General features: G+C 44.2%; 20 protein-coding genes. 19 read left to right on the top strand and 1 reads right to left on the bottom strand.

Going from position 1 to position 23,388, the window contains the following annotated elements:
- Positions 1-20: 20 nt before the first annotated feature.
- The 18 genes from BM095_RS16495 to BM095_RS04955 all read left to right on the top strand — a co-directional run bounded on the left by BM095_RS16495 (position 21) and on the right by BM095_RS04955 (position 21,141).
- Positions 21-158, top strand: coding sequence for a hypothetical protein (locus tag BM095_RS16495; protein ID WP_177194698.1), 138 nt, complete (start codon positions 21-23; stop codon positions 156-158).
- Positions 159-1,139: a prephenate dehydrogenase gene (locus BM095_RS05035; protein ID WP_091658394.1), complete on the top strand. Its 981-nt coding sequence runs from the start codon at positions 159-161 to the stop codon at positions 1,137-1,139.
- A 242-nt stretch (positions 1,140-1,381) separates the two neighbouring features.
- The gene (locus BM095_RS05030) at positions 1,382-2,290 is read left to right on the top strand and encodes a DUF4349 domain-containing protein (protein ID WP_091658392.1); all 909 of its coding nucleotides are present in this window, start codon (positions 1,382-1,384) and stop codon (positions 2,288-2,290) included.
- Positions 2,291-2,454: 164 nt separating this feature from the next.
- Positions 2,455-3,609 carry an MFS transporter gene (locus tag BM095_RS05025; protein ID WP_091658390.1) on the top strand — a complete coding sequence of 385 codons (1,155 nt, stop codon included), beginning with the start codon at positions 2,455-2,457 and terminating at the stop codon, positions 3,607-3,609.
- Between the two features lie 499 nt (positions 3,610-4,108).
- On the top strand, positions 4,109-6,133 hold the full coding sequence (locus BM095_RS05020; protein ID WP_091658388.1) for a hydantoinase/oxoprolinase family protein: 2,025 nt from the start codon (positions 4,109-4,111) through the stop codon (positions 6,131-6,133).
- Between the two features lie 20 nt (positions 6,134-6,153).
- Positions 6,154-8,136, top strand: coding sequence for a hydantoinase B/oxoprolinase family protein (locus BM095_RS05015; RefSeq protein WP_091658385.1), 1,983 nt, complete (start codon positions 6,154-6,156; stop codon positions 8,134-8,136).
- A gap of 298 nt (positions 8,137-8,434) precedes the next feature.
- On the top strand, positions 8,435-9,847 hold the full coding sequence (locus tag BM095_RS05010) for a purine-cytosine permease family protein (protein WP_091658383.1): 1,413 nt from the start codon (positions 8,435-8,437) through the stop codon (positions 9,845-9,847).
- Positions 9,848-10,052: 205 nt separating this feature from the next.
- Positions 10,053-12,116: a sigma 54-interacting transcriptional regulator gene (locus BM095_RS05005; protein WP_091658380.1), complete on the top strand. Its 2,064-nt coding sequence runs from the start codon at positions 10,053-10,055 to the stop codon at positions 12,114-12,116.
- Entirely contained in the window at positions 12,103-12,996 is an 894-nt protein-coding gene (locus tag BM095_RS05000; RefSeq protein ID WP_091658377.1) for a 5-oxoprolinase subunit B family protein, read from the top strand. The genes BM095_RS05005 and BM095_RS05000 overlap by 14 nt, the downstream gene beginning before the upstream one ends.
- Positions 12,993-13,967, top strand: coding sequence for a 5-oxoprolinase subunit C family protein (locus BM095_RS04995; RefSeq protein WP_091658371.1), 975 nt, complete (start codon positions 12,993-12,995; stop codon positions 13,965-13,967). The genes BM095_RS05000 and BM095_RS04995 overlap by 4 nt, the downstream gene beginning before the upstream one ends.
- Positions 13,968-14,333: 366 nt before the next feature.
- The gene (locus BM095_RS04990; RefSeq protein WP_091658368.1) at positions 14,334-15,206 is read left to right on the top strand and encodes a 5-oxoprolinase subunit B family protein; all 873 of its coding nucleotides are present in this window, start codon (positions 14,334-14,336) and stop codon (positions 15,204-15,206) included.
- Positions 15,203-16,177 carry a 5-oxoprolinase subunit C family protein gene (locus BM095_RS04985; protein WP_091658365.1) on the top strand — a complete coding sequence of 325 codons (975 nt, stop codon included), beginning with the start codon at positions 15,203-15,205 and terminating at the stop codon, positions 16,175-16,177. Before BM095_RS04990 ends, BM095_RS04985 begins: the two co-directional genes overlap by 4 nt.
- A gap of 15 nt (positions 16,178-16,192) precedes the next feature.
- Entirely contained in the window at positions 16,193-16,429 is a 237-nt protein-coding gene (locus BM095_RS04980; RefSeq protein WP_091658362.1) for an acetyl-CoA carboxylase, read from the top strand.
- A gap of 69 nt (positions 16,430-16,498) precedes the next feature.
- Positions 16,499-17,851, top strand: coding sequence for an acetyl-CoA carboxylase biotin carboxylase subunit (locus tag BM095_RS04975; protein ID WP_091658360.1), 1,353 nt, complete (start codon positions 16,499-16,501; stop codon positions 17,849-17,851).
- A 1-nt stretch (position 17,852) separates the two neighbouring features.
- Complete coding sequence (locus tag BM095_RS04970) at positions 17,853-18,611, top strand: LamB/YcsF family protein (protein WP_091658358.1); 759 nt, start codon at positions 17,853-17,855, stop codon at positions 18,609-18,611.
- Between the two features lie 641 nt (positions 18,612-19,252).
- Positions 19,253-20,461 carry a molybdopterin molybdotransferase MoeA gene (locus BM095_RS04965; protein WP_091658356.1) on the top strand — a complete coding sequence of 403 codons (1,209 nt, stop codon included), beginning with the start codon at positions 19,253-19,255 and terminating at the stop codon, positions 20,459-20,461.
- Between the two features lie 27 nt (positions 20,462-20,488).
- On the top strand, positions 20,489-20,914 hold the full coding sequence (locus BM095_RS04960; RefSeq protein ID WP_091658353.1) for a molybdenum cofactor biosynthesis protein MoaE: 426 nt from the start codon (positions 20,489-20,491) through the stop codon (positions 20,912-20,914).
- 44 nt (positions 20,915-20,958) lie between these two features.
- Positions 20,959-21,141, top strand: coding sequence for a MoaD/ThiS family protein (locus BM095_RS04955; RefSeq protein ID WP_091658351.1), 183 nt, complete (start codon positions 20,959-20,961; stop codon positions 21,139-21,141).
- Positions 21,142-21,155: 14 nt separating this feature from the next.
- On the opposite strand, the gene BM095_RS04950 is transcribed toward BM095_RS04955, so the two are convergent.
- Entirely contained in the window at positions 21,156-22,172 is a 1,017-nt protein-coding gene (locus tag BM095_RS04950) for a ThiF family adenylyltransferase (protein ID WP_177194697.1), read from the bottom strand.
- Between the two features lie 198 nt (positions 22,173-22,370).
- Here BM095_RS04950 and moaA point away from each other — a divergent pair, with 198 nt between their 5' ends.
- Complete coding sequence (gene moaA / locus BM095_RS04945; RefSeq protein WP_091658347.1) at positions 22,371-23,384, top strand: GTP 3',8-cyclase MoaA; 1,014 nt, start codon at positions 22,371-22,373, stop codon at positions 23,382-23,384.
- Positions 23,385-23,388: the final 4 nt, after the last annotated feature.

Genomic DNA, 23,388 nt, shown 5'->3' with positions numbered 1-23,388 from the left:
GAAGTGAGGAGACGAGAGCAGTGAAACAAACAGTTACCATTGTAGGAGTAGGGCTGATCGGAGGGTCGATCGCCCTTTCCATTAAAAAAGAACATAATGTTCATGTCATTGGATTAGACGCGAAGGAAGAATCATTACAAGAAGCACTCCGTTTGTGAGTGATTGACGAAGCCGCCACTGACTTTTCACAAGCGGCTGAACGATCGGACTTGATTGTGCTCGCCACCCCTGTTCGGGTAACAGAAACGTTCATACACAAACTCGCAGACCTGTCATTGAAAGAACATGTCATCGTGACAGACGTCGGTAGCACGAAAATGCAAATTGTGCGGGAAGCTGAACAACTGACGAAACGAGGAGTAACCTTCATTGGCGGTCATCCGATGTCAGGTTCTCATCGGAGCGGTGTGGGGGCAGCGCGCCCGGATCTTTTCCAAGCGATGCGTTATGTGTTGACACCAAGCGCCGGGACATCCAGCCAAAAGGTGACGGTGCTGAAAGAGTGGCTGAAAGGGATGGAAGCGGAATTTGTGGAACTTACTCCCGAGCGTCATGATAAGCTGGCTGCTACGGTCAGCCATTTGCCCCGTGTCGTCGCAGCAACCCTTGTGCAACAGACGAGACGAGCAAGCAGCGATCATGCCATCGCTATGGAACTTGCGGCCGGCGGATTTCGAGATACGACTCGAATCGCTTCCTCCAACCCGCCGATGTGGAGAGACATTCTTCTTCATAACAAAGACAACATCTTACATTTATTAGATGGATTTCAGAATAAATTAACGAGCGTCGAAAAAATGGTTGAACGAGAAGATAGTACGGAAATTCTGGAGTATTTTCAAACGATCAAAGCTTTCCGAGACAGTTTTTCCATCCCAGAACAGCATGCAAATTCAGGTGAACATGAACTTTTGGTTAAAGTGCCAGAGGGAGCGGACGCCATTGCGAGAGTCAGCGCAGTACTTGGAAAGGCTGGGATCAACATTACAGCCATCGATATGGTAGACGAGGAAAGCGCCCATGGAATGTTGCGTATCGTGTTCCGTACAGAAGTGGACCGAATGAAAAGTATAGCTCACTTAGAAAACGCTAATGTAACGTGTATTCTTGATAAAACAGAAAAAATAACAGTAGGCTAGGAGTCCTTGAACAGGGCTCCTTTTTTCATGCGACCAGCAGGATGGTGGAAGCAGAATAAACGGTCTGAAGAAGATCAACCATAGATTACTCTTTCTCTATAGCAAGAAGGATGCTAGCTTCCTTAACGTGCTATTTCTCATAAAATATTTTCTATATTTTGTCACTTCTTCTCTTCTTTCACGACAAATAGTTAAAGACATGAAATAGGGGGGGATGGGTTATTTATAATAGCAGGGGTTGGATGACAGGGATTATTCTTTTGTTTCTGTTGATGGTGACGGCCGGGTGCAGTAATAACGACAGTGGAAATGAGGCAGCTGTTGATGGTCCGAGCTCTTCTGTGGGGGAGAGCGATCAGCCGACTGTGGAACAAAGAGATGACGCAGGTTCCGTCGAAGAAGCGAGTGATTCTCGTGAGGCAGAAAACAATGCGGAAGTGATAGATAACGCCAACCAATCGGAACGCAAAGTGATATTCCATGGGGATATGACGATTGAAGTCTCAGCACTAGAAGAAGTGCAAAGTCATATTCAACAGCGAGTAGAAGAAGTGGATGGGTATATTGTAGAGTCCTCGGTAAACGAGTCGGAAAACGATCGTCGTCGCGGTACGTTAGTGGCGAGAGTCCCTCAAGAGCATTTTTCCTCCTTTCTAGATGAAGTGGAAAGTGCGAGTCAACGTGTTGTGAGGCGTTCCACCCGTGGGAATGATGTCACCGAAGAATATGTCGATCTCGAATCAAGACTACGTTCCAAAGAAACCGTTGAACAGCGTCTGACTACCTTTATGGAAGAGGCAGAGAATACAGAGGATTTATTGAATATTTCAAATGAATTGTCTGCTGTGCAAGAAGAAATAGAACGTCTGGAGGGACGTATTCAATATTTAGACAATCGTGTTGACTATGCAACAGCGACCATTCAGATGGAAGAACATGCGGCTTCTTCATTGCAGGATAGTGATAGTCTCGAAACATGGTCGAAAGCGAAAAATTTGTTTATGAGTTCCATCAATGGAATCGTTTCCTTTTTCTCTACTCTTATCGTATTTGTGGTTGGACTCTCCCCTATTCTCGTTCCGCTTCTTGCGATCACCGCCCTCTTATTATTTATACGGAAGAGAAAGGCAGGGAAGGAGAAGGGGGAGTGAACCAGCTCTGAGAGAACCTTTTCTTCCTGTGCAACACGGGAAGAAGGTTCTTTCGGAAGTTCTAACAAGGGCTGTTCTAAAATGAGGGCATCGCTATAATAGATGTAAGTTGTTTGTTAAAAAATTCATGCAATCTCAACTATTATTACAAAAGGATTTTGCGTATGAAACGTACATCTATCAACCTGTTATCAGCCGGTCACTTCACGGTAGATTTTTACCAGGGAGTGGTGCCGGCTTTGATTCCGTTTTTCATCGAACAGCATCAATTTACATATGCCGCGGCGGCAGGGCTGATATTCGCAACAAATATTACGTCTTCGATCGTTCAGCCGTTGTTCGGTCAATTCTCTGATAAATATCCAGCTCCGTGGCTGATGCCGCTTGGTGTGTTACTTGCCGGCGGTGGCCTCGCGCTGACAGGACTGTTTGAAGGGTATTGGATGATATTGCTTCTAACGGCACTCAGTGGGATCGGGATCGCCGCGTATCATCCGGAAGCGGCTCGAGGAGTAAATCGGGCGGCGGGGGATAAAAAATCGCTTGGTATGAGTATTTTCTCGGTGGGAGGAAATGCAGGCTTTGCGGTTGGACCGATCGCGGCGACCGCCAGCCTTGCGATGTTTGGTTTGCCCGGTACGTTATTGTTGATTATCCCGGCGGCTGTTGTCACCGTCCTTCTCATAACCCAGCTTTTTCGTTTTTCTGCCACGGCAGGCTCTGCGAAAAAGCAAGTGGCTGTGACGGAAGCAGAACCCCAGAAAAATGAATGGGGCGCGTTCAGTCGTTTGACAGTGCTGCTCATTTGTCGCTCGATTCTATTCTATGGGTTGAATACCTTCTTGCCGCTGTACTGGATTCATGTTCTGATGCAGTCCAAGGTAGCAGGGGGCAGTGCGCTTACCGTTTTGCTGCTCAGTGGCGCGGCCGGGACATTACTCGGAGGATATCTTGCTGATAAATTGGGAAGAAGACGAGTGGTTTCGACGTCGTTTGTTTTCATTGTCCCGGTTTTGCTTGTCTTTTTGATGTTGGAAAACGTGCTGGCGGCCACACTGTTACTCATTCCTATCGGCGTTCTATTGTTTGCGCCGACGAGTGTGATGGTTGTGATGGGGCAGTCCTATTTACCGAATCGAATTGGAATGGCATCCGGAGTGACGCTCGGCATCGCGATTTCGGCGGGTGGTGTGATGGCTCCGGCTCTCGGTTGGCTCGCTGATCATAACGGTCTGCCACTGATGATGCTGACACTGACGACCTTGCCTATTCTTGCTGCTATATTATCGCTTACTTTGCCAAAAAAAGAACAAATGTAACGTTTGCACAAATGCTCTTCTCGCCAGGAGTGTTTGTGCTTTTTTTCTGTCATTATTTGCTCATTTCATGTTCCTCTTTACATTCTGAAATATACTGGGAAAGTCCGTTTGTTCCATAGAATTATTTCATTTTTGAAAATAAACCTTTCATTATTGAAATAAAATCGACAAGGAAGTATCTATTTTTTAAAAGGATTTCCTATTATGACAATAATCTTAAAAATTGGAATGGAAATTGCATTTATAAAAAGAGCAACAACATAGAATAACAGCGTGAATATAGTAACTGTCTATCTAACAGGATCCACTCACCGTGGACCATACCTTAGATCAGAGCCAGTTATATGTATTTACCAGGCACCCTTCGTGTGTCTGAAATATATAGCTGGCTCTATTTGTGATTTTTATCCTATCCAGGAGGTGATCCTGCTTCTGACATCTAAGTGTTTGCAACTCATTCATCGTTTAGAAAAACTATATTAAACTAAGAGGTGAAAGCATGGAACAATATCGATTAGCTATCGACGTTGGTGGGACGTTTACAGATGTGTTTATTTTTGATGAAAAAACAGGTGCTATTTCCGTTACGAAAACACCTTCTACGCCTTCCAATCCAGAACAAGGGATTTTAGATGGAATTGCAAAGGCAGAGTTGAGTGGTGAAAATATAAAAGTTTTCTCTCACGGTACAACGGTAGGAACAAATGCTTTAATTGAAAGAAAATTGCCAAAAACAGCACTTATTACGACCAAAGGATTTCGGGATGTCACAGAGATCCGTCGTGGTACGAAGCTGGAGTTATGGGATGCGTATGACGATGTCGCTCAACCGTACATTCAACGCAGAGACCGCTTCGAAATAACAGAGCGTGTCGACTATTCGGGTAATATTTTAACAGAAGTGGATGAAGCGGAAGTCCGTGAATTGGCAAAAACACTAAGAGCTCGTGGGACAGAATCTGTTGCGATCTGTTTTATGAATGCTTATGTAAACGGTGCCAATGAAGTAAAAGTAAAAGAAATCCTCGAAGAAGAACTCGACAACGTGTATCTCTGTGCTTCATCAGAAGTATTGCCGGAAATTTTTGAACACGAGCGTATGTCGACTACGATTGTAAATGCTGTCCTCGGACCGCCGATCACTACATACATCGACGTGCTCGAACAAGAGATGGAGAAGCAAGGGTATGAAGATGACATTCTCGTTCTTCACTCCGGTGGTGGTGTGATGACTTCTGAAACGGTTCCGAAGTATGCGGCTCGTCTTGCAAGTTCCGGTATCGCTGCTGGAGCGATTGCTAGTAAACATATTGCGAAACTCTGCGGTTACGATAATGCGATCGGCCTTGATATGGGGGGGACAAGTACGGACATTTCTCTCGTGTACGGCGGGGACCTTCGCATTACGAAAGACTGGTATATCGAATATGGATACCCAATCGGCTTTCCGAGTATCGAGATTCTTACGATCGGTGCCGGCGGCGGTAGTCTTGCATGGACAGATGAAGGAGGATCTCTCCGCAATGGACCGCAAAGTGCGGGAGCGGCTCCGGGACCAGCGTGTTACGGAAAAGGCGGCGATGAACCGACTAACTCGGACGCAAACCTTGTCCTTGGCAGACTTGGTACGAAGCTTCTTGACGGCAAGATGGAGCTCGATAAAGAAAAAGCTGTTGATGCCGTAAACAAAATTGCTGACAAGTTCGGCTATTCTCCTGAAGAAGCGGCCGATGCAATTATTAAAGTGGCCAATGCAAACATGTGTGACGCGCTTCGCTTGATTTCTGTAAGAAAAGGATATGACCCTCGTGAATTCGCACTTGTTACATTCGGTGGCGCGGGGCCGGTTCAAGGAGCGTACGTAGCAAAAGAAATGGAAATCCCGACTGTGATTGTGCCTCCGCATCCAGGTGTTGCTGCAGCAATGGGCTGCTTGCTTGTCGATGTTCGTCATGATATTTCGAGAACCTATGTAAAAAATGTAGATGCTGTATCGACTGATGAACTCGAAAACCAATTTAAAGAAATGGAACAAGAAGCGGCTGGTCTTCTGCGTGAAGAAGGAGTGGCAGAAGAAGATTCCAATCTTGTTCGCTATGTGGAAATGCGTTACATGGGACAATGGCGTTCGCTGTCTGTGCCAATCGGACAAGACATTATTTCTCTTGATGAAGCGCTTGAGAATTTCCACCAAGAGCATGAACGCGAATTTGCATTCTCCAATAAAGATCAGCAAGTAGAAATCTATGGGTTGCGTGTAACGGCAATTGGTACGGTGCCGAAACCGGAATTCCCTACGTTTACTCCTAGCGGGTCCCTTGAAGAAGCAGTCAAAGAATCAAGAGAAGTGTATTTTGAAGACGGTTTTGTCGACACAGTGGTGTATGACCGTGAAAAAATCCCAGTCGGAGCTACGATCAACGGACCGGCCATTGTGGATCAGCTTGATACAACGACAGTGATTCCACCGGAATTTACGGCAGAAGTAGATCAATATAAGAACTTAATTATCAAAACCAACTAATCATAAAGAGGTGATATGATATGACAACAGAACATCAAGCAAGCTCTGTGACGGCGAAAAAGGCATTAGATCCGGTTACGTTTGAAGTTCTTAAGAATGGTTTTACAAACCTCGTCGACCAGATGGCTGAACAAATTTTGAGAACGTGTTATTCTTTCGTTATTTATAACCGTGACTTCAGTTGTGCCATGTGTGATGCGGAAGGAAATACGATCATGCAGGGGACACAGGACATTTCCGTGCACGTCGGAACGCTTCACTTAACTGCAAAAGCAGTGTTAGAAGATTTCGGAGATGACATTAACCCGGGAGACGTGTTCTTAGTCAATGATCCTTATCGCGGTGGTACTCACTTTAGTGATACGAGAGTAGTTCTTCCTGTCTTCGATGGTGACAAATTAATTGCTTTCATGCAGACCAATGGTCACTGGGCTGATATGGGTGGTTCCACACCTGGTTCCTTTGATGTCAATGCGAAAGATCATTTCGGTGAAGGAATGCGTATTCCACCGGTCCGTATTTACAGCGAAGGGGAATATTTGAAAGACACCGTCAATTTGTTAGTTTCTAATATGCGTGTACCGGAAGAACGTGTCGGTGACTTGAAGTCTCAAGTGGAAGCAGCGAAAGTTGGGGAACGACAGCTCCACGGCATGATTGAAAAATATGGCTTGGACACCATTTTAACGGCATTTGATGAAGTGCAAGACTATGTGGAAAAAATGACGAAAGCAAAAGTGTCATCCCTTCCGAATGGCACATGGGAAACAACGGATTACATTGATATGGACCCGGAAGTGGGCGACGGCCTTATTCCTATTCAGGTCAAAATGGAAATTACCGATGACCAGATTATTTATGACTTGGAAGGATCGCATCCGTACATTGGCTGTTTCTTGAACTCCGGCTTCGGTGCGTCAAGCTCAGCGGCGTACGCAGGTACGAAGACATTTTTCCCGGATATCCCGTTGAACTCTGGTTTTTATCGAGTGGTGAAAGTGAAGCTGCCAGAAAACTCGGTCGTAAACGCGCCATATCCGATTGCGGTAACTGGTTTCTGTTCCGGGGCTTACGAAAAAATTATGAATGCGTGTTTCGAACTCTGGTCTCATTTAATGCCAGAACGTGCGATAGCTTGCTCCTTTAACTTGGAATACTTGCTTATTGGCGGGAATGACAACAGACACGAACAAACGAGCTATTTCATGTGGTATGACTGGATGGCAGGTGGACATGGGGGCCGTTCTGACCGTGATGGTGTCAATGCGCTTTCTCCCGTGTTCGGCGTGGGTCTCAGCGTGCAGCCATGTGAAGGACAAGAACGCTTGTCTCCAGTTGTCACATCGAAGCACGAAATTGTCATTGATTCCGGTGGGCCGGGTAAGTTCCGCGGTGGCTGCGGGGTTGAAAAAGGTGGTACGCTTACAGACATATCTGATACCGTCATGTCAGTATGCTGTGACCGTTCCCGCTCGATCACGTGGGGTCTGTTCGGAGGATTGCCGTCTTCTCCGCACGGTGTGTGGTTGAACCCAGGCAAAGAAAATGAAGAATTTTTAGGCGCCATTTTCTCCAACGTGAAAGTGGGAAGTGGAGATTCATTCACCCGTCCTTCAGCTGGCGGTGGTGGACTCGGTGATCCGCTCGAGCGTGAGCCAGAAAAAGTATTGGAAGACGTCATCGACCAATATGTTTCTGTAGCACGTGCCGAAAAAGACTACGGGGTAGTTATTAAAGAAATGAATGCAGAGCTCGATCAATATGAAATTGACTACGAAGCGACAGAAACAGCAAGAGAATACATTCGCAACAACCGGAAAGATTGGTTAGAAGAAGATGCGGAGAAAGTTACCGAAATGTACCATAAAGGTGACATTGATAAGCTTGACGTCATTCGCCGCTATGGTGTCATTCTTGATTACAAAAATGACGAGCTGCTGCCGATCTCTACTCAGCAATTTAGAGAGTCAATGAAAAAGCGCAGTCTGTCGTACTGGAATTAATCAAAAGTTAGCTGACTGTTCCATATGTTTTTAAATTTTTCGCGCTATTTTTAGTGTTGCAGTTGAAATGTACTTCGCTTTCCGTGGGCAACGCTTCAGCTTCCTCGTGAGCAAAACCCGCTCACTGCGGGATCTTCAGCTGTTGCTGTTCCCACAGGAGTCTCGTACATTTCAACTGCTCATTACTTCGAAGAATTTAAAACTAATTTTGTGACAGCTGCGCCTATATTTAATTTTAGACTGAAAATTTTTAAAATTAATTCTATTGAAATATTTCATAAGGGAAAGGGAGATGAGAATGGAAAGAATTTCTGATGAAAATGTCCAGGGCGGAGTTGAAGATAAAGAAACGAAAAAGGATGACTTCGCGTTAGAGAAAGTACCAGCGGAAGGCCGCAACATGGGATGGTTAAGCTTAACCAATGTCACGCTTGGGGTGGCAACCGCCCTTCTATTCATGCAAATGGGGAGCTTAATGGCGGTATACTACGGATCTGTCAATGCTCTTTTGGCCGCTATTTATGCGACAGTGGTGGCTGGTACACTCGGAATCGGAATTTGTTATTACGCGGCGAAATCAGGGATGAATGTTAACTTAATGGCGAGAGGCGGAGGCTTCGGCTACATAGGGGCGTCGATTACCTCCTTCATTTACGCCACAAATTTCATTATGTACTGTGCGATTGAAGGCTCCATCATGGCCTATGCGGTTCATGAATACTTTCAAATGATTCCAGCCTGGGTACTTATGGTGTTTTTCGGACTTGTTGTTATTCCTTTAAACTGGTTTGGAATCAAGCAGTTAAATAAATTACAAAAATGGTCACTGCCTATTTTCATCGTATTATTGGCTGCCGGATTTGCGATTGCCTTAAATCGTGCTCCTGAATTTGCCGGAAATGTATGGAGCTTTTTACCAGAAGGTGTACAAGTCGGAGGGGGAGCTCTCTTAGCTTGTATTGGTATCATGAATGGACTTGTCGGAATAGTAGCACTTCTTGTTTCGGACTATGCTCGTTTTATTAAAAAAGAAGAATTCAAAATTGGTGTGTTCGCAGTGGGCTTTATCCCGCCGCTCGTTTGTTTCTTCTTAATGGGTGTAATTGGAATTTGGTTCGGAGTTCGCTTGGCGGAAGAAAACCCTGGCGTTTATTTCGTTCAGTTGCTTGGAATTGGAGGCGCCTTATTTACGATTTTAACGCAGCTTCGCATTAACATTACGAACTTATACAGTGGTTCTTTATCGCTGTCAAACTTTTTTGAAAATGTATTTAAGTTTACGCCAGGTCGTACTTTCTGGGTCTGCTTTACATCCATTGTTGCGATTATCATGATGTTAGCAGGGGTACTTGATCACTTGGATGCCCTGTTAACTTTCCAGGGAGTGTTCCTCTTATCATGGGCGGCAGTGCTGGTGTCTGACGCTTTTGTAGTAAAACGGGTAATGAAAATTGGACCGCGCTACTTTGAGCACCGACAGGAATATTTATACGCCTGGAATCCGGTCGGTGTCATATCATTATTAGTCGCAAGTATTATCGGCTCGATCGCCGCTTTTGGTTACATGGGAATGTTTTTACAAAGTGTCGCCGCTTTCTTCGCTGCCGTCATTGCTTTTGTCTTAACGATTATTATCGCTGCAGCTACGAAGGGGAAATATTATTTAAAACAAGAAGCTAATGATGTTTCAAAGGATGAATACATCGCTTAAGTAAACAAGGATAAGTCTATGGGAAAGCACTGCCATAGACTTATCCTATTTTTATGGGGAAAGGAGAGGGGGAAGTCAGAGATGCGAGGCTTGCACATTTTCGTTTATTACTAATTGTTGCTAACCTCGTAAAAATAGCCAATGAAGGAAAAAGGCTATTTTTCATTTTTGAAAAAAAGTATAATGATAGAAAAGGAGGGATACATTGATTGCCTGGAAAGACATCGTACGACCCATCGAAGCCGTGATTTACAAGAGTGATTGTTTTCAACAAGCAATTCGAGTGATGAGAGAACATCAGACTGATCTTGCACTTGTGAAAGATGACGACAACTATGTTGGCTATTGTACTCTTTCCCTTCTTCTCGATCATATAGGGGATGGCGGTCAAATCGATGAAACTGTGACGTATCAGACGGATATGATTACCGTGCCTGAAACCTCTGAGGCTGAGTTCCCTCATAACATTACTCTGATTGTGAGTGAAAATAGAAAGCAGGAAGCGACGGGATTTGTCACGTTAGAGGACGCGCGAAATAAGATGAATGCCTATCGCTTGAAAGAGCTGAATGAAATGCTTCACGGTTCAGGAATAGGGATTGTGAAGATGAATCTCCACTATGAAATAGAATTTATGAATGAAGAAGCGGAAAGTATCTTAGGGATACCTAGTGATTTCTTGCTTTTGCGAAATTATAAAACATTGTTAACGATGGAGAAGGATTTAGATCAAGTCGCTCAGGGAGAGACGATGATAAACGTCAGTAGTTCCTTTAATTTTAAAGAAATGAACGGTAATTTTTATCCGCTTCGGATTGACGGGAAAATAAAAGGCATTGTACATATTTTTTCTTTAAAAGAGGCATTTGAAAAAGCCGTACAGGAACTCGATTTTGTTCGAAATATTTATTCTGATTTGCATGCCGTGTATGCGTCGTCCCAAGAACAAATTATAGTGGTGGACCATAGCGGCAAAGTATTGAGAGTAGCCGGCAGTTTCTTAGAAAATTTCTGGGGTATTGAGACGCCGGAGGATATGGTAGGGAACGACTGGGGGCGCTACACCGAGGAGAAAAAGATGGAGCCGGATATTTTTAATATGTGTGTCACGCAGCGCCAAAAAGTATCCGCTCTTCAAACAACAGATCTTTCAGAGAAATTATGGTCCGTGGCAACGCCGATTTATCATGAAGGTCAGCTCGAGCGGGTGGTGATTCTTCTAAGAAACATTTCAGAAAAGAAAGGAAGCGGGATGGGAGAAAACCGTGATATGTCTGAACAGGTAGCTGAAGCCAATCAATTAGGAAACGAGGTTGTCTACCGCTCAGAAAAAATTGAAACCCTTCTTGCTGAACTGCACCGAGTAGCGCAAATGAATTCCACCGTTCTTTTAGAAGGAGAATCGGGGGTAGGAAAAGAGATATTTGCGAACAACATTCATACTTCCAGTCCGCGGCACGATCAGCCGTACATTCGCGTAAACTGCGGAGCCATTCCTGAACAGCTCATTGAGAGCGAATTGTTCGGTTATGAACGTGGGGCTTTCACCGGAGCCGATCGTAATGGCAAAGCAGGTTATTTCGAATTAGCTCATAATGGCACGCTCTTTTTAGATGAAGTTGGGGAGCTTCCATTAAATATGCAAGTAAAGCTGCTTCGTGTCCTTCAGGAAAAAGAGATCGTCCGCGTCGGTGGTACAGAAACGATTTCTATCAATGTTCGTCTCATTGCAGCTACGAATAAAGACTTAGAACATATGGTGCAGATGGGGGAATTTAGAGAAGATTTGTATTATCGTTTGAATGTCATTCCTTTTCAAGTCCCACCCCTTCGCGAGCGAAAAGAAGACATTTTCCCGCTGGCCATTTATTTTTTAGAACAGTTCAATCAGATGTATTCTTTCCAAAAAAAGTTCACGTCAGAAGCTATTGATGTGTTAGAAGCCTATGAGTGGCCGGGAAATGTAAGGGAGCTGCAAAACATCGTTGAACGGTTAATCGTCTTAAGTCAAGATGATTGGGTGGATGAAGATATTGTTGTCAAAGCATTATACGGACGCAGCGGTAGCACGAAAGAAGAAAAACCGTTTGCCGTAGAGATTATGCCGATGAAAGAGGCTGTGGAAAAATTGGAAAATGAATTAATCCGGCAGGCCATCAACAGATATAAAACAGCGACAAAAGTATCAGAGGTCTTAAAAGTGAGCCCGGCCACGATCAGCCGCCGTATGAAAAAATGGAAAGGAGGAGGGGAGAATGCCAACGTTTAGTCTTCCGGAAACAGTCTTCAGTTTCGGGGGAGATGAATTCATTTATGCAGAAATTACAAGAGATATGAAAGTGGAAAGCAATCTGAAAGCACTAGCGGTCACAAAGGAGCTGCGGGACAGAAATATTCCCGGAATTAGCGATGTTGTATCTTCCAATGCCTCCTACTTGGTTCGTTATAACCCGGAAGTCATATCAGGAAAAGATCTGGTGGATTATTTAAAAGAAATTGATTACACGAAAAGTGATCCTGCAAACCTCGGCATCTCCGTGCGAATGCTCGAAATTCCTGTGTGGTACGACGACCCGGTAACGAGAGAATGCACGGACCGGTTTATTGACAGACACCCTGATCCTTCTCTTTCTAATTTAGAATTTTGTATGAAGATGAATGGCTTTTCGGACAAAGAAGCGTTTATTGAACATCATTCCAGCATTCCTTATTTAATTACGATGCTTGGCTTTATGCCAGGAACGGCTTGGCAATTTCCACTAGGTTTGAAAGAACAGGAAATGATTCAAGCACCTAAATATAAAAGTCCGAGAACCGATACACCTGAAAGAAGTGTTGGCGTCGGGGGCGCTTTTACAGTGATATATCCCGTGAGAGGCTCCGGAAGCTACCAATTAATAGGAAGATCCGCTGTCCCTGTGTATGACTCCTCTCAGAAACTGGCTGATTTTCAAGACACTTCCTTTTTAGCTCGTTTAGGAGATTTATGGAAGTACCGACCGGTGAATGAGTCGGAGTACATGCGAATTCGCAAGGAAATAAAAGACGGGACGTACCGCTTTAACAAGAAAGATATTGAGCTCTCACCGCTGGAATATGTCAATAAAGGAAAAAAGTATATTCAAGAGCTGATGGAGGACATCCAATGATTCACATAAAAAAGGCAGGATTTTGGACAACGGTGCAAGACACAGGCCGAACTGGAACCTACTACTTAGGACTCCCACCATCAGGAGCTGCGGATAAATACTCTTATTATATTGGTAATATGCTCGTTGCGAACCCGATGAACTTTGCTGCTTTAGAAATGACACTTGTCGGCAGTACGTTTGAATTCCATAAAAGGACTGTCGTTGCATTAACGGGAGCTCCTATGAAGGCATACTTAAACCATGACCCTATCCCTTTTTGGGAAGCGTTTGAGGTCAAAGAAGGGGATATTTTGTCGGTTCAGGAGTGTCGCAAAGGTGTGAAAAGCTACCTATGTATTTCAGGTGGCGTTCAAGTGGATGAAATATATGGGAGTAAGTCCACTTATGAATTTAATAAAATTGGCGGCTTTAAAGGGAGGAAGCTGAAAGAAGGCGATGAGCTGCCAATCAATGAGCCGTTACCCGGTGCATTTAAACAGGTCGGAAAATCCGTGCCGCTCACGTACACTCCCTTATTGGACGATTTTCAAGAATTACGATTTACGATCGGACTTTCAAGCTATTTATTAAGTGACGAAGGGTTGAAAAATTTCTTATCTACGGATTGGACAGTGTCCTACGAATCCAGCCGAGTGGCATATCGGTACAAAGGGGGAAAGGTATCTTTTTCTCAACAACATCGGCCATTCGGAGCAGCCGGAGGTCCGGCAGATGTTGTTGATTTCGCCTATCCGATTGGCTCGGTGATGTTTGTGAATGAGGAAGAACTCATTGTCCTTCAAAATGACGGCACTACTGGGGGGAGTTATGTATCCGTCGGTGCTGTTATTAGTTCAGACTTGGATCGAATGGCTCAGTTGCGACCGAAGTCTACGTCACGTTTCCGGGCTATTACGTTCGATCAAGCAATGGAAGCTAGAAAGAATAGAAAAGCGAGGCTCGGAAAACTAGAGGAAATATTGTTATGAGAAAAAGCTGGAATGCGACAAGACTAGTACAAAATCTGTCTAAGAAGCAGGAAATGAAAAGAGAACTAGAGAATTAGTAGGAGAGAGGTTTGTGAACGGAGAAAGCCTCTCTCCAATACAAAGAAAAAAAGGAGGAGCATACGTAAATAATTTAAATAATTCTGGCAACAGGTAAGTAAGAGCCAAAAAAAAAGACGACTGCCTTTCATTTATGAAATATCCCTTTTATTTTTGAAAGAAAAACGAAGATAGAAAAAAAGAAAATACGGAACGAGTGGAATTTCGTGAGTTGGCATAGTATTTGCATTATATAGTTGAAAGATTTTTTTGAAATAAATGAAAGAACAACCATAAGAGAGGTGAAGGATGGTGCCCCGTTACGAATATGGCGGTGATGAGTTTATTTTTGTCGAATTGGCGGAGGAAATGAGTTTAGAAGTGAATTTCCAAGCCATGGCCATCACAAAACAATTAAAAGAAGATAACGTACCTGGAATTGTGGACATATGTCCTTCGAATGCGTCTTACATGATTCGATTTAAGCCAGAAGAGATCCATCCGGATGATCTTATTTCAAAATTGAAAGAGTTGGAGAAAACCGTATCACTCGAAGGTTTTGAAATTAAATCTCGTATTGTCGACATGCCGATCTTGTTTGAAGATCCGTGGACGCATGAAACAGTAATGAATAATAGAGATCGCCACCAAGATCCTAATTCGACAGACTTAGAGTATGCAGCACGCATCAATGGCTTTGATTCAAAAGAAGACTTAATTCAAGCCATCACGGATTACCCGTACATCGCTTCCATGATTGGTTTTGTACCTGGTCTGCCGTGGTGTTATCAAATGGTACCTCGCGAACAACAAATCGAAGTTCCGAAGTATGTTCGCCCGCGTACGTTTACGTCCGAAAGAGCGTTTGGGTTTGGCGGTGCATTTGCGGTTATTTACCCTGTTCAAGGCGCAGGCGGCTATCAGTTGTTCGGAACAGCGGCAGCACCGATCTTTGAAAATGAACAGCGCCTCCATGATTTCAAAGATTCGATGACGTTCCCGAGACAAGGAGATTTGCTTCGCTTCCGCAGCATTACTATGGATGAATATAAAAAGATCCGTAAAGAAGTAGAAGATGGAACGTTCCGCTATTTAATCAAAGAGTTCACGTTCACTCCTCAACAGGTGCTGGAAAATCCGAAAGCGTTTTCAGATGACGTGTTAGGGAGGTTGTATGCATGATTAAAGTAAAAAATCCCGGACTCCAAACAACGGTACAGGACTATGGACGAATTGGTTATTATGACGTCGGCATGCCGCCTTCCGGAGCAATGGATAAATATTCTTACACGGTAGGGAATTTGCTTGTCGGCAATGATGAAAATGCAGCTTCTCTCGAAATTACATATATGGGACCAACCCTTGAGTTTCAACAGGATGCGTTTATCGCTGTTACAGGGGGAGAAATCCCGCCGAAAATTAACGGAGAAGCCGTACCTATGTGGGAAACGCATTCCATCAAGGCAGGCGATGAGTTATCGTTTGACTTTGTGAAAAAAGGAGCTCGCGTTTACTTAGCTGTAGCTGGTGGAGTTGACGTTCCTGTTATTATGGATTCCCGTTCCACTTACACGCTGTGCGGCGTCGGTGGAATGGAAGGACGTGCTCTCCAAGCGGGTGATGAATTAAAAATCGGGAATGATAAAAAACAAGAAGTTAAAGAAGGAACAAGTCTTCCGGAAGAATATCGCCTGGACTTCAGCGGAGATAACGAAATCCGCGTCATTCTTGGTTTGTGCAGCTACCGCTTAACGGAAGAAAGCAAAAAGCGATTCTTCGAGCGTGAATGGTCTGTCACCACAGAAGCCAACCGTGTCGGTTACCGCTTTAAAGGCGAACGTCTTCATTTCGTGGAAAGAGAACAACCATTTGGAGCGGGAAGTAACGCGTCAAACGTTGTTGACCTCGGTTACCCGATCGGCTCCATTCAAGTTCCAGACGGCGTTGAGCCGATTGCTCTCTTGAATGATGCGGTTACAGGTGGAGGCTACGTTACAATCTGTACAATCATCAGCACCGACCTCGATAAAATGGCGCAAGTGAAAACCAACGAGAAAGTTCGCTTCGTTTCTGTTGATATCGAAGAGGCATTACAAGCAAGAAAAGAATACAGAGACACCGTAGAGAAAGTAAGACAATTTGTAGCGCAATAAAGGGAGGAATTTATAATGGCAGACAAAGTTTTATCACCACTACCAGGGATTTTTTACCGCAAGCCGTCTCCGGATAAGGATGTATATGTGAATGAAGGAGATTCCGTGAAAGAAGGCGACATTCTCGGACTTGTTGAGGTAATGAAGAATTTTTATGAAGTGAAAGCAGAGAAAGACGGAGTCATTGAGAAGTTTCATGTAGAAAATGAAAGTGAAATCGAAGCAGGCCAAGAAATAGCGACAATATCCTAACAAAAAGAATGAGGCGAAGAAGCAGTGAAACAGCGTCTTCGCCTTTTACTAACATAGAGGTGGAAATGTATGGCTTATTTCAACAAAGTGTTAATTGCTAATCGGGGAGAGATCGCTCTTCGAATTATCGATACATGCAAAAAACTCGGCATTCAGACAGTAGCTGTTTATTCCGAAGCGGATGCGGATGCACCATTCGTGCATGCAGCGGATGAGGCCGTTTGTGTCGGGCCGTCTCAAGCAAAGAAGAGCTACTTAGTCGTTGATAAAATCATTGATGTAGCGAAAGAAACAAATACAGATGCGATCCACCCGGGATATGGTTTCTTATCGGAAAATCCTGATTTCGTCGAGCGTTGTGAAAAAGAAAATATTACGTTCATTGGCCCTTCCGCCGATATTATGAAGATTATGGGAAGTAAGCTGTCGGCGCGAGAACAGATGCAGAAAGCAAATGTTCCCGTTGTACCGGGGTCAGAAGGTAAGTTGAATTCGATAGAAGAAGCGCTCGAAACAGCAGAAACTCTCGGTTATCCGCTGATGCTGAAAGCAAGCGCTGGCGGCGGTGGAATTGGGATGAAGCTCGTTCACAGCCGTGAAGAACTCGAGCGTGCGTTTGATTCTACGGTCCAGCAGGCAGAGTCTTACTTTAATGACGGAGCTGTATTTTTGGAAAAATTAATTACAAAGCCTCGCCATATTGAAGTACAAGTCGTTGCGGACCATCACGGCAATGTGGTTCACGTGTTTGAGAGGGAGTGTTCCGTGCAGCGCCGTAATCAAAAAATTATCGAAGAAAGCCCGTCACCTTTTCTCAATGAAGAAAAACGAGCAGAGCTTCTCGAAGCAGCTGTTCGTGGTGTGAAAGAAATCGGGTACACCAATGCAGGAACAATGGAATTTATTTTCGATGAAGATGGCAGTTTTTACTTCCTCGAAATGAACACACGTCTTCAAGTGGAACACCCGGTAACGGAAGAAGTGAGCGGATTGGATCTTGTTGAATGGCAGTTGAAAGTCGCAGCTGGAGAGAAGCTTCCGCTTGTACAGGAAGACATTCAAAAACAAGGTCACGCCATCGAATGTCGTCTGTACGCCGAAGATCCGAAAACATTCTTCCCTTCACCAGGAACCATTGAAAAGCTAACCGTTCCATCAGAGAATGTCCGTCTTGATTTCGGCGTGATAGAAGGAAGCAAAGTAACGCCTTTCTATGACCCGATGATCGGAAAAATTATTGTACATGGCGCAGGCCGCAGCGCAGCCATTGAAAATATGAAACGAGTGCTTGATCAAATAGAAGTAGAAGGGTTAACGACGAACCTGGATCTCTTGAAGCAAATTATGGAAAACAAAGACTTTGTGAGTGGAAACTACACGACCCAATTCATTAAATCACTTGGACTTGAGGGGGTGAGCTAATATGGCAAAGATTGATTTGAACTGTGACATGGGAGAGAGCTTCAGCCAGTATGTCCTCGGAAACGATGAGGAAATGATGCAGTATATTACCTCAGCGAATATTGCCTGCGGTTATCACGGCGGAGATCCGCACGTCATGAGAAAGACAGTAAAACTTGCGAAAGAGTATGACGTAAAGATTGGAGCCCATCCTGGTTTTCCAGACTTACTAGGGTTTGGTCGTCGTGATATGGCAGCTACTGCCAGTGAAGTGAAAGATTATGTGACTTATCAAATGGGGGCATTGCGTGAATTTGCCCGCGCGGAAGACATTCAGCTGCAGCACTGTAAGCCGCATGGAGCTCTTTTCATGAAAGCAATGAGAGACCGTGACTTGGCGCGCACGATTTTAGAAGCAGTGCATGAAGCAGATCCGAACATGGTTGTCTTTTCATTAGCCCGGTCAGAAGTGTATGAAGAAGCACAAAAAATGGGCGTTCCGGTTGCAAAAGAAGCTTACGCGGATCGCGAACATACGAAAGAAGGTTCTATCGTTATGACGCGGAAAGGCTCTGCGATCGAAGACTACGACAAAATGGCAGAGCGTGTCGTCCGTATCGTTACCGAAGGAAGAGTGATCACAAACGAGGGAGAAGACGTGAAGCTCGAAGCAGAAACCGTATGTATCCATGGCGACACACCAGGAGCACCCAAGCTCGCAAAGACCATAACAGAGGCTTTGCAATCAGCAAACGTTGATATTACTTCTGTAAAAGGGTAACACCTATACGCAAGAGGGGGGCTTTCATGAAGCCCTCTTTCTGTAAAATAGGAAGGTTCAGCATTTTCTCTGTACTGCTCAAGCCTTATCGACTCAAGGTCGCCTCAACAAATGCTTGCGATTTTTTTTACAAGGCTGTTTTCTAAAAGATTGTTGTTTGAAAAATACGAGTATAGATGAGCGATAGGCGGCGACTCCTGCGGTCGTCGGCTAAAAGGTCACGTCCTGTGACCAAACCGACACTAGAACGTCCTGTTCGTCGCAGCACGAGCTGAAAATCAACCGAAACAAGCTCGGCGAGTTTCGGGGGAGTTGAAGCCGTGCCCGCGGAAAGCGTCCGCCGATAGCGAATCTATTTCTTCATTTAAAGCAACAAAGTTTGCATAGGTAGCCTTTTACAATAACAATTGCCGCCAATTTTTCTCTCCTTTCGTTTCACTTGATTGTTTCCATGGGGAAGGGATCGAATAACTTCCTCACATGCCTCTTGAGTTTTAGAAGTAAAAAAGTTATTCACTTTTGAAATCCGCTGACATTTTCCAAAAGCTAGACGCCCCATGCTGCCAACGTTTTGAAAATTGGAACGGTTATTGCATGTTAATAAGAATAAAATAATCTTTCAATAGAACGAGGGATAACAGATGATAAAAGCAAGACAAGCCATAAAGATTGAGGAAGCGAGAGACAGGCTGCTTCAGTTCGACAAACCACTTGATCAAATTGATATTCCTGTCGATGACAGTATCGGCTTCGTGGTAGCCGAAGATCAATATGCTCCTGTTTCCATTCCATCTTTTAGAAGATCCCTATATGACGGTTACGCCATTCGGAAAGAGGATGACGGCCCATTCCCCAAGGAATTTACAGTAGTGGGCAATGTTCCTTGTGGCTTTGTATTTCCTGGTGAATTGGGGGAGCGAGAAGCTGTCCGTATTATGACGGGCGCGAAAGTTCCTGACTCTGCCGGCAAGATTATTATGCTAGAACAAACTGAAACGACGGAAAATCCGCAAAAAGTACGTATCCTCGACACTCATGAAACCGATAACATAAACCCGATTGGCTCTGATTTTCGGAAAGAAGACAAAATTCTGTCCAAGGGAGAAAAAATTAACAGTGGAACGATTAGTCTGTTCAAGGCGTTTGGAATGGAGACCATTTCTGTCTATCGTAAGCCAAAAGCCGCTGTACTCTCCACCGGTTCAGAGCTTCTTTCTGCAGGAGAAGCATTACAAGACGGGAAAATATATGACAGCAACAAGCCACTGTTAGAGCAATTGCTTCGTGAACACGGCTCAGAAGTGACATACTCTGGCCAGCTTGCTGACGAGAAGGAAAGTATAGAAAAAGAGTTAACTCAATTGGCTGAAGAAGTGGATCTCATTGTGACAACAGGCGGTGTGTCTGTTGGTGACTTTGATTTCATGGCGGATATTGTGCTTGATAACACTTTTTTATTTAACAAAATCCAAATGCGTCCGGGCAGTCCGACAAGTGCTGCGATGCTCGGTGACACTCTATTGATGGCGCTTTCTGGTAATCCTGGGGCTTGTTATATTGGATTTCAGCTCTTTATCCGAAGCTATATCAGCCAATTACTCAAGACGACGGATACAATGATTGAAACGAAAGCAGTCTTAGAAAAAGATTACCTTAAACAATCTTCTTTTGACCGTATTTTACGAGGACAATACAGGTTTGATGCCAATGGACAATTGTATGTAACTCCAGTTGGCAGCGACCAATCGAGCTCTCTCGGCAATTTACATCAGACAACCTGCTTGATTAACATACCAGGCCATTCCAACGGACATAAACGTGGCGACACGGTACAAATATGGTTGTTATAAAGCACGAGCGAATAAAGGGGCAGGCATATGATAGATGTGAAACTACAATATGAACCGATTGATATTGGCGAGTTTTTCAACAAAATTTCAAACCCGCATCATGGCGGGAACAACTTGTTCGCCGGTACGATCCGTGACATCACGGAAGATGTACAAACGACAGCCATCGAATATTACGCCTATGAAGAGATGGCCATACAGGAGCTGAGAAGCTTAGCGGAAGAAGTAGAAAGCCGTTTTAAGGCAGATATCATTGTCGTTCACCGGCTTGGAAGATTAGAAGTGAGTGACATTGCGGTGCTGATAGGTGTTTCTACCCCACACCGACCCGAAGCTTACGAGGGCTCTCGGTACATTATTGAGGAATTGAAAAAACGAGTACCTATCTGGAAAAAAGAATTTGATCACGACAAGGTGAGATGGGGAGGGATTCGTGATGACGGTAACCATTAAGTTTTTCGCTTATTTAGAGGAAAAGCTGGGATGATAAAGACACAATGAACATCTCTCGTTTGGAGACGATCGAGGAATTGAAAGAAGAGTTAAAAAGAAAATATCCATCTCTTGCGAACGATGTGTCTCAATGCAAAATCGCCGTAGATATGACCTTTAAACAAGATGACGACCCGCTGGAAGCAAAACAAGAAATAGCAGTTATCCCACCGGTGAGCGGCGGTTGATAACTGCTGAGAGATTACTGAAATAGCTGGTAATATATCTTTTTGGCAGCTTCTTTACTGTCTACTTTGTGAATCAGCATTCTTCCGTCTTTAAAGAGAGTAAACGGATGATTTTCATACGTGAAAGACAGAATAAATGCATTGCTTTTGTATGGAATGGCATGCTGTTCTAAGTAATCGGCCACTTGATGAAAATCAGTGCCGTTTTGAATGGTCGTTCGAAATTGGACGGTGTCTCGGCCGCAAAGCTGCATGGCTTCTTCCGAAAAAGGTTTATGTAAATAGTTATATTCCTTTTTCACGCAAGAAGGACAATTTTCTTTTCGAGAAAGGTTAAATTTATTCATCTCGAGTTTCCAAGAATCGACTTGGTAAAAGTAATAATCATCAAAATCTTCTTCTTCGATAAGCATTCGAACCATGATCGAGCACTGGATACTAGTAATAAAAGGGACTAATGTCGTTTGCACCCCAATTAAGTCACAGCTTGCTCCGTTTAAAAAAGGAGTATCGCTTAACAAACAATCGAGACAGGGAGTTACTTCTGGTTGAATCGGGACAATATTACCGTATGTGCCAGCACAGGAAGCATAAATCCACTTTTTTTCGTGGAGGATGCACGCTTCATTGATGAGAAAGCGGATGTCAAAATTGTCCGTACAATCAAGAACGAGGTCGGCGTCTGCGACATAGTGACCCATTTCATCTTTGGTGAGATCGGTGACTACCCCTTTGATGTCGATCGTTGAGTTAATTTTCTTTAAATGTTTTTCGAGGGCAAAGGCTTTTGCTTCTTTTTGTGCCACATCTTGTTCTGTAAAAAGGGTTTGACGCTGAAGGTTGCTTAGCTCGACATAGTCGCGGTCAATGATCGTCATGCTGGCAATTCCCATACGAGCACACATTTCAGCGGTATGGCTTCCGAGCGCACCCCCTCCGATAATGAGAATGGAGGCGTGCTGCAGCTTGCGTTGACCTTCTTTTCCAATCGATGGGACGAGAACATGACGGGAGTAACGGTCAGCACTCATACGAGGAGCTCCTTTCTGATAATGTATGTCATTTATCATAAATCAGATAGGTAAAACAATCAATTTCAAATTTTTTTAGTTTTCGGTTTCAGTTTCTTAAAAATAAACAAAATGTTAGCAAAGTCTAGTTGCGATATGAAAGGCATCACATTCCATGTAAGCTAAGTCATTTACGCTTTTCATGAAAGGAGGCGTCATATGATTCATGATTCTTACCAACGGCCGCTTCGTGACTTACGGATTTCTGTGACAGACCGCTGTAATTTCCGTTGCACGTATTGCATGCCCGAAGAGATATTCGGCAAGGACTATCCTTTCCTGCCGCGAGAAGAAATTTTAAGTTTTGAGGAAATCGAACGTACGGTTCGGCTACTCGTGCCATTAGGAGTGAAAAAGATACGAATTAGTGGCGGGGAGCCGTTATTAAGAAAAGATATACCGACGCTCATTCAGTCGCTAAGCCGCATAGAGGGCATAGAAGACATCGCACTCACGACAAACGGTACGATGCTTAAGAGGCTAAGTAAAGATTTAAAAGAGGCGGGTTTGCAACGTGTGAATGTTAGTTTGGACACCTTGGATGACAGGGTGTTTCATCGCTTGAACAGCCGACACCACTCGGTTCGAGACGTACTCGAAGGGATAGAGGCTGCCGCTTCAGAGGGCATCCAAGTGAAAGTGAACATGGTCGTGCAAAAAGGGGTGAACGACCAAGACATCTTGCCAATGGCACGGCATTTCCGCGACACCGATCATATTCTGCGTTTTATTGAATTCATGGATGTCGGTAACTATAACGAGTGGAACATGGAAAAAGTCATTACGAAACAAGAAATCCTGGACTTAATCCACAAAGAAATGCCTCTCGAACCTGCAGACCCTCGTTACTTTGGGGAGGTGGCCAGCCGTTTTACTTACAAAGGCACCGATAAAGAAATTGGCATCATTTCTTCCGTAACGGATACATTTTGCGGGTCTTGCACGAGAGCAAGGTTGTCAGCGAACGGTCAGATGTATACATGTTTATTTGCGACAGGAGGACACGACATCAAACGTCTCCTTCGCTCCGACGCAACAGATCTGGAAGTGAAAGAACATATAGCTTCCATTTGGAACGGACGTACGGATCGTTACTCTGAAGAGAGAGGAGGTGGGGACAGGAAAAACGGCAAACGAAGGAAGAAAATTGAAATGTCATATATTGGCGGATAACACG

The organism is Alteribacillus iranensis, assembly GCF_900113025.1.
Classification (GTDB): Bacteria; Bacillota; Bacilli; order Bacillales; family Marinococcaceae; genus Alteribacillus_A; species Alteribacillus_A iranensis.
Note: the sequence above shows the minus strand (reverse complement) of the source record. Positions and strands in the feature narration are given on the sequence as shown.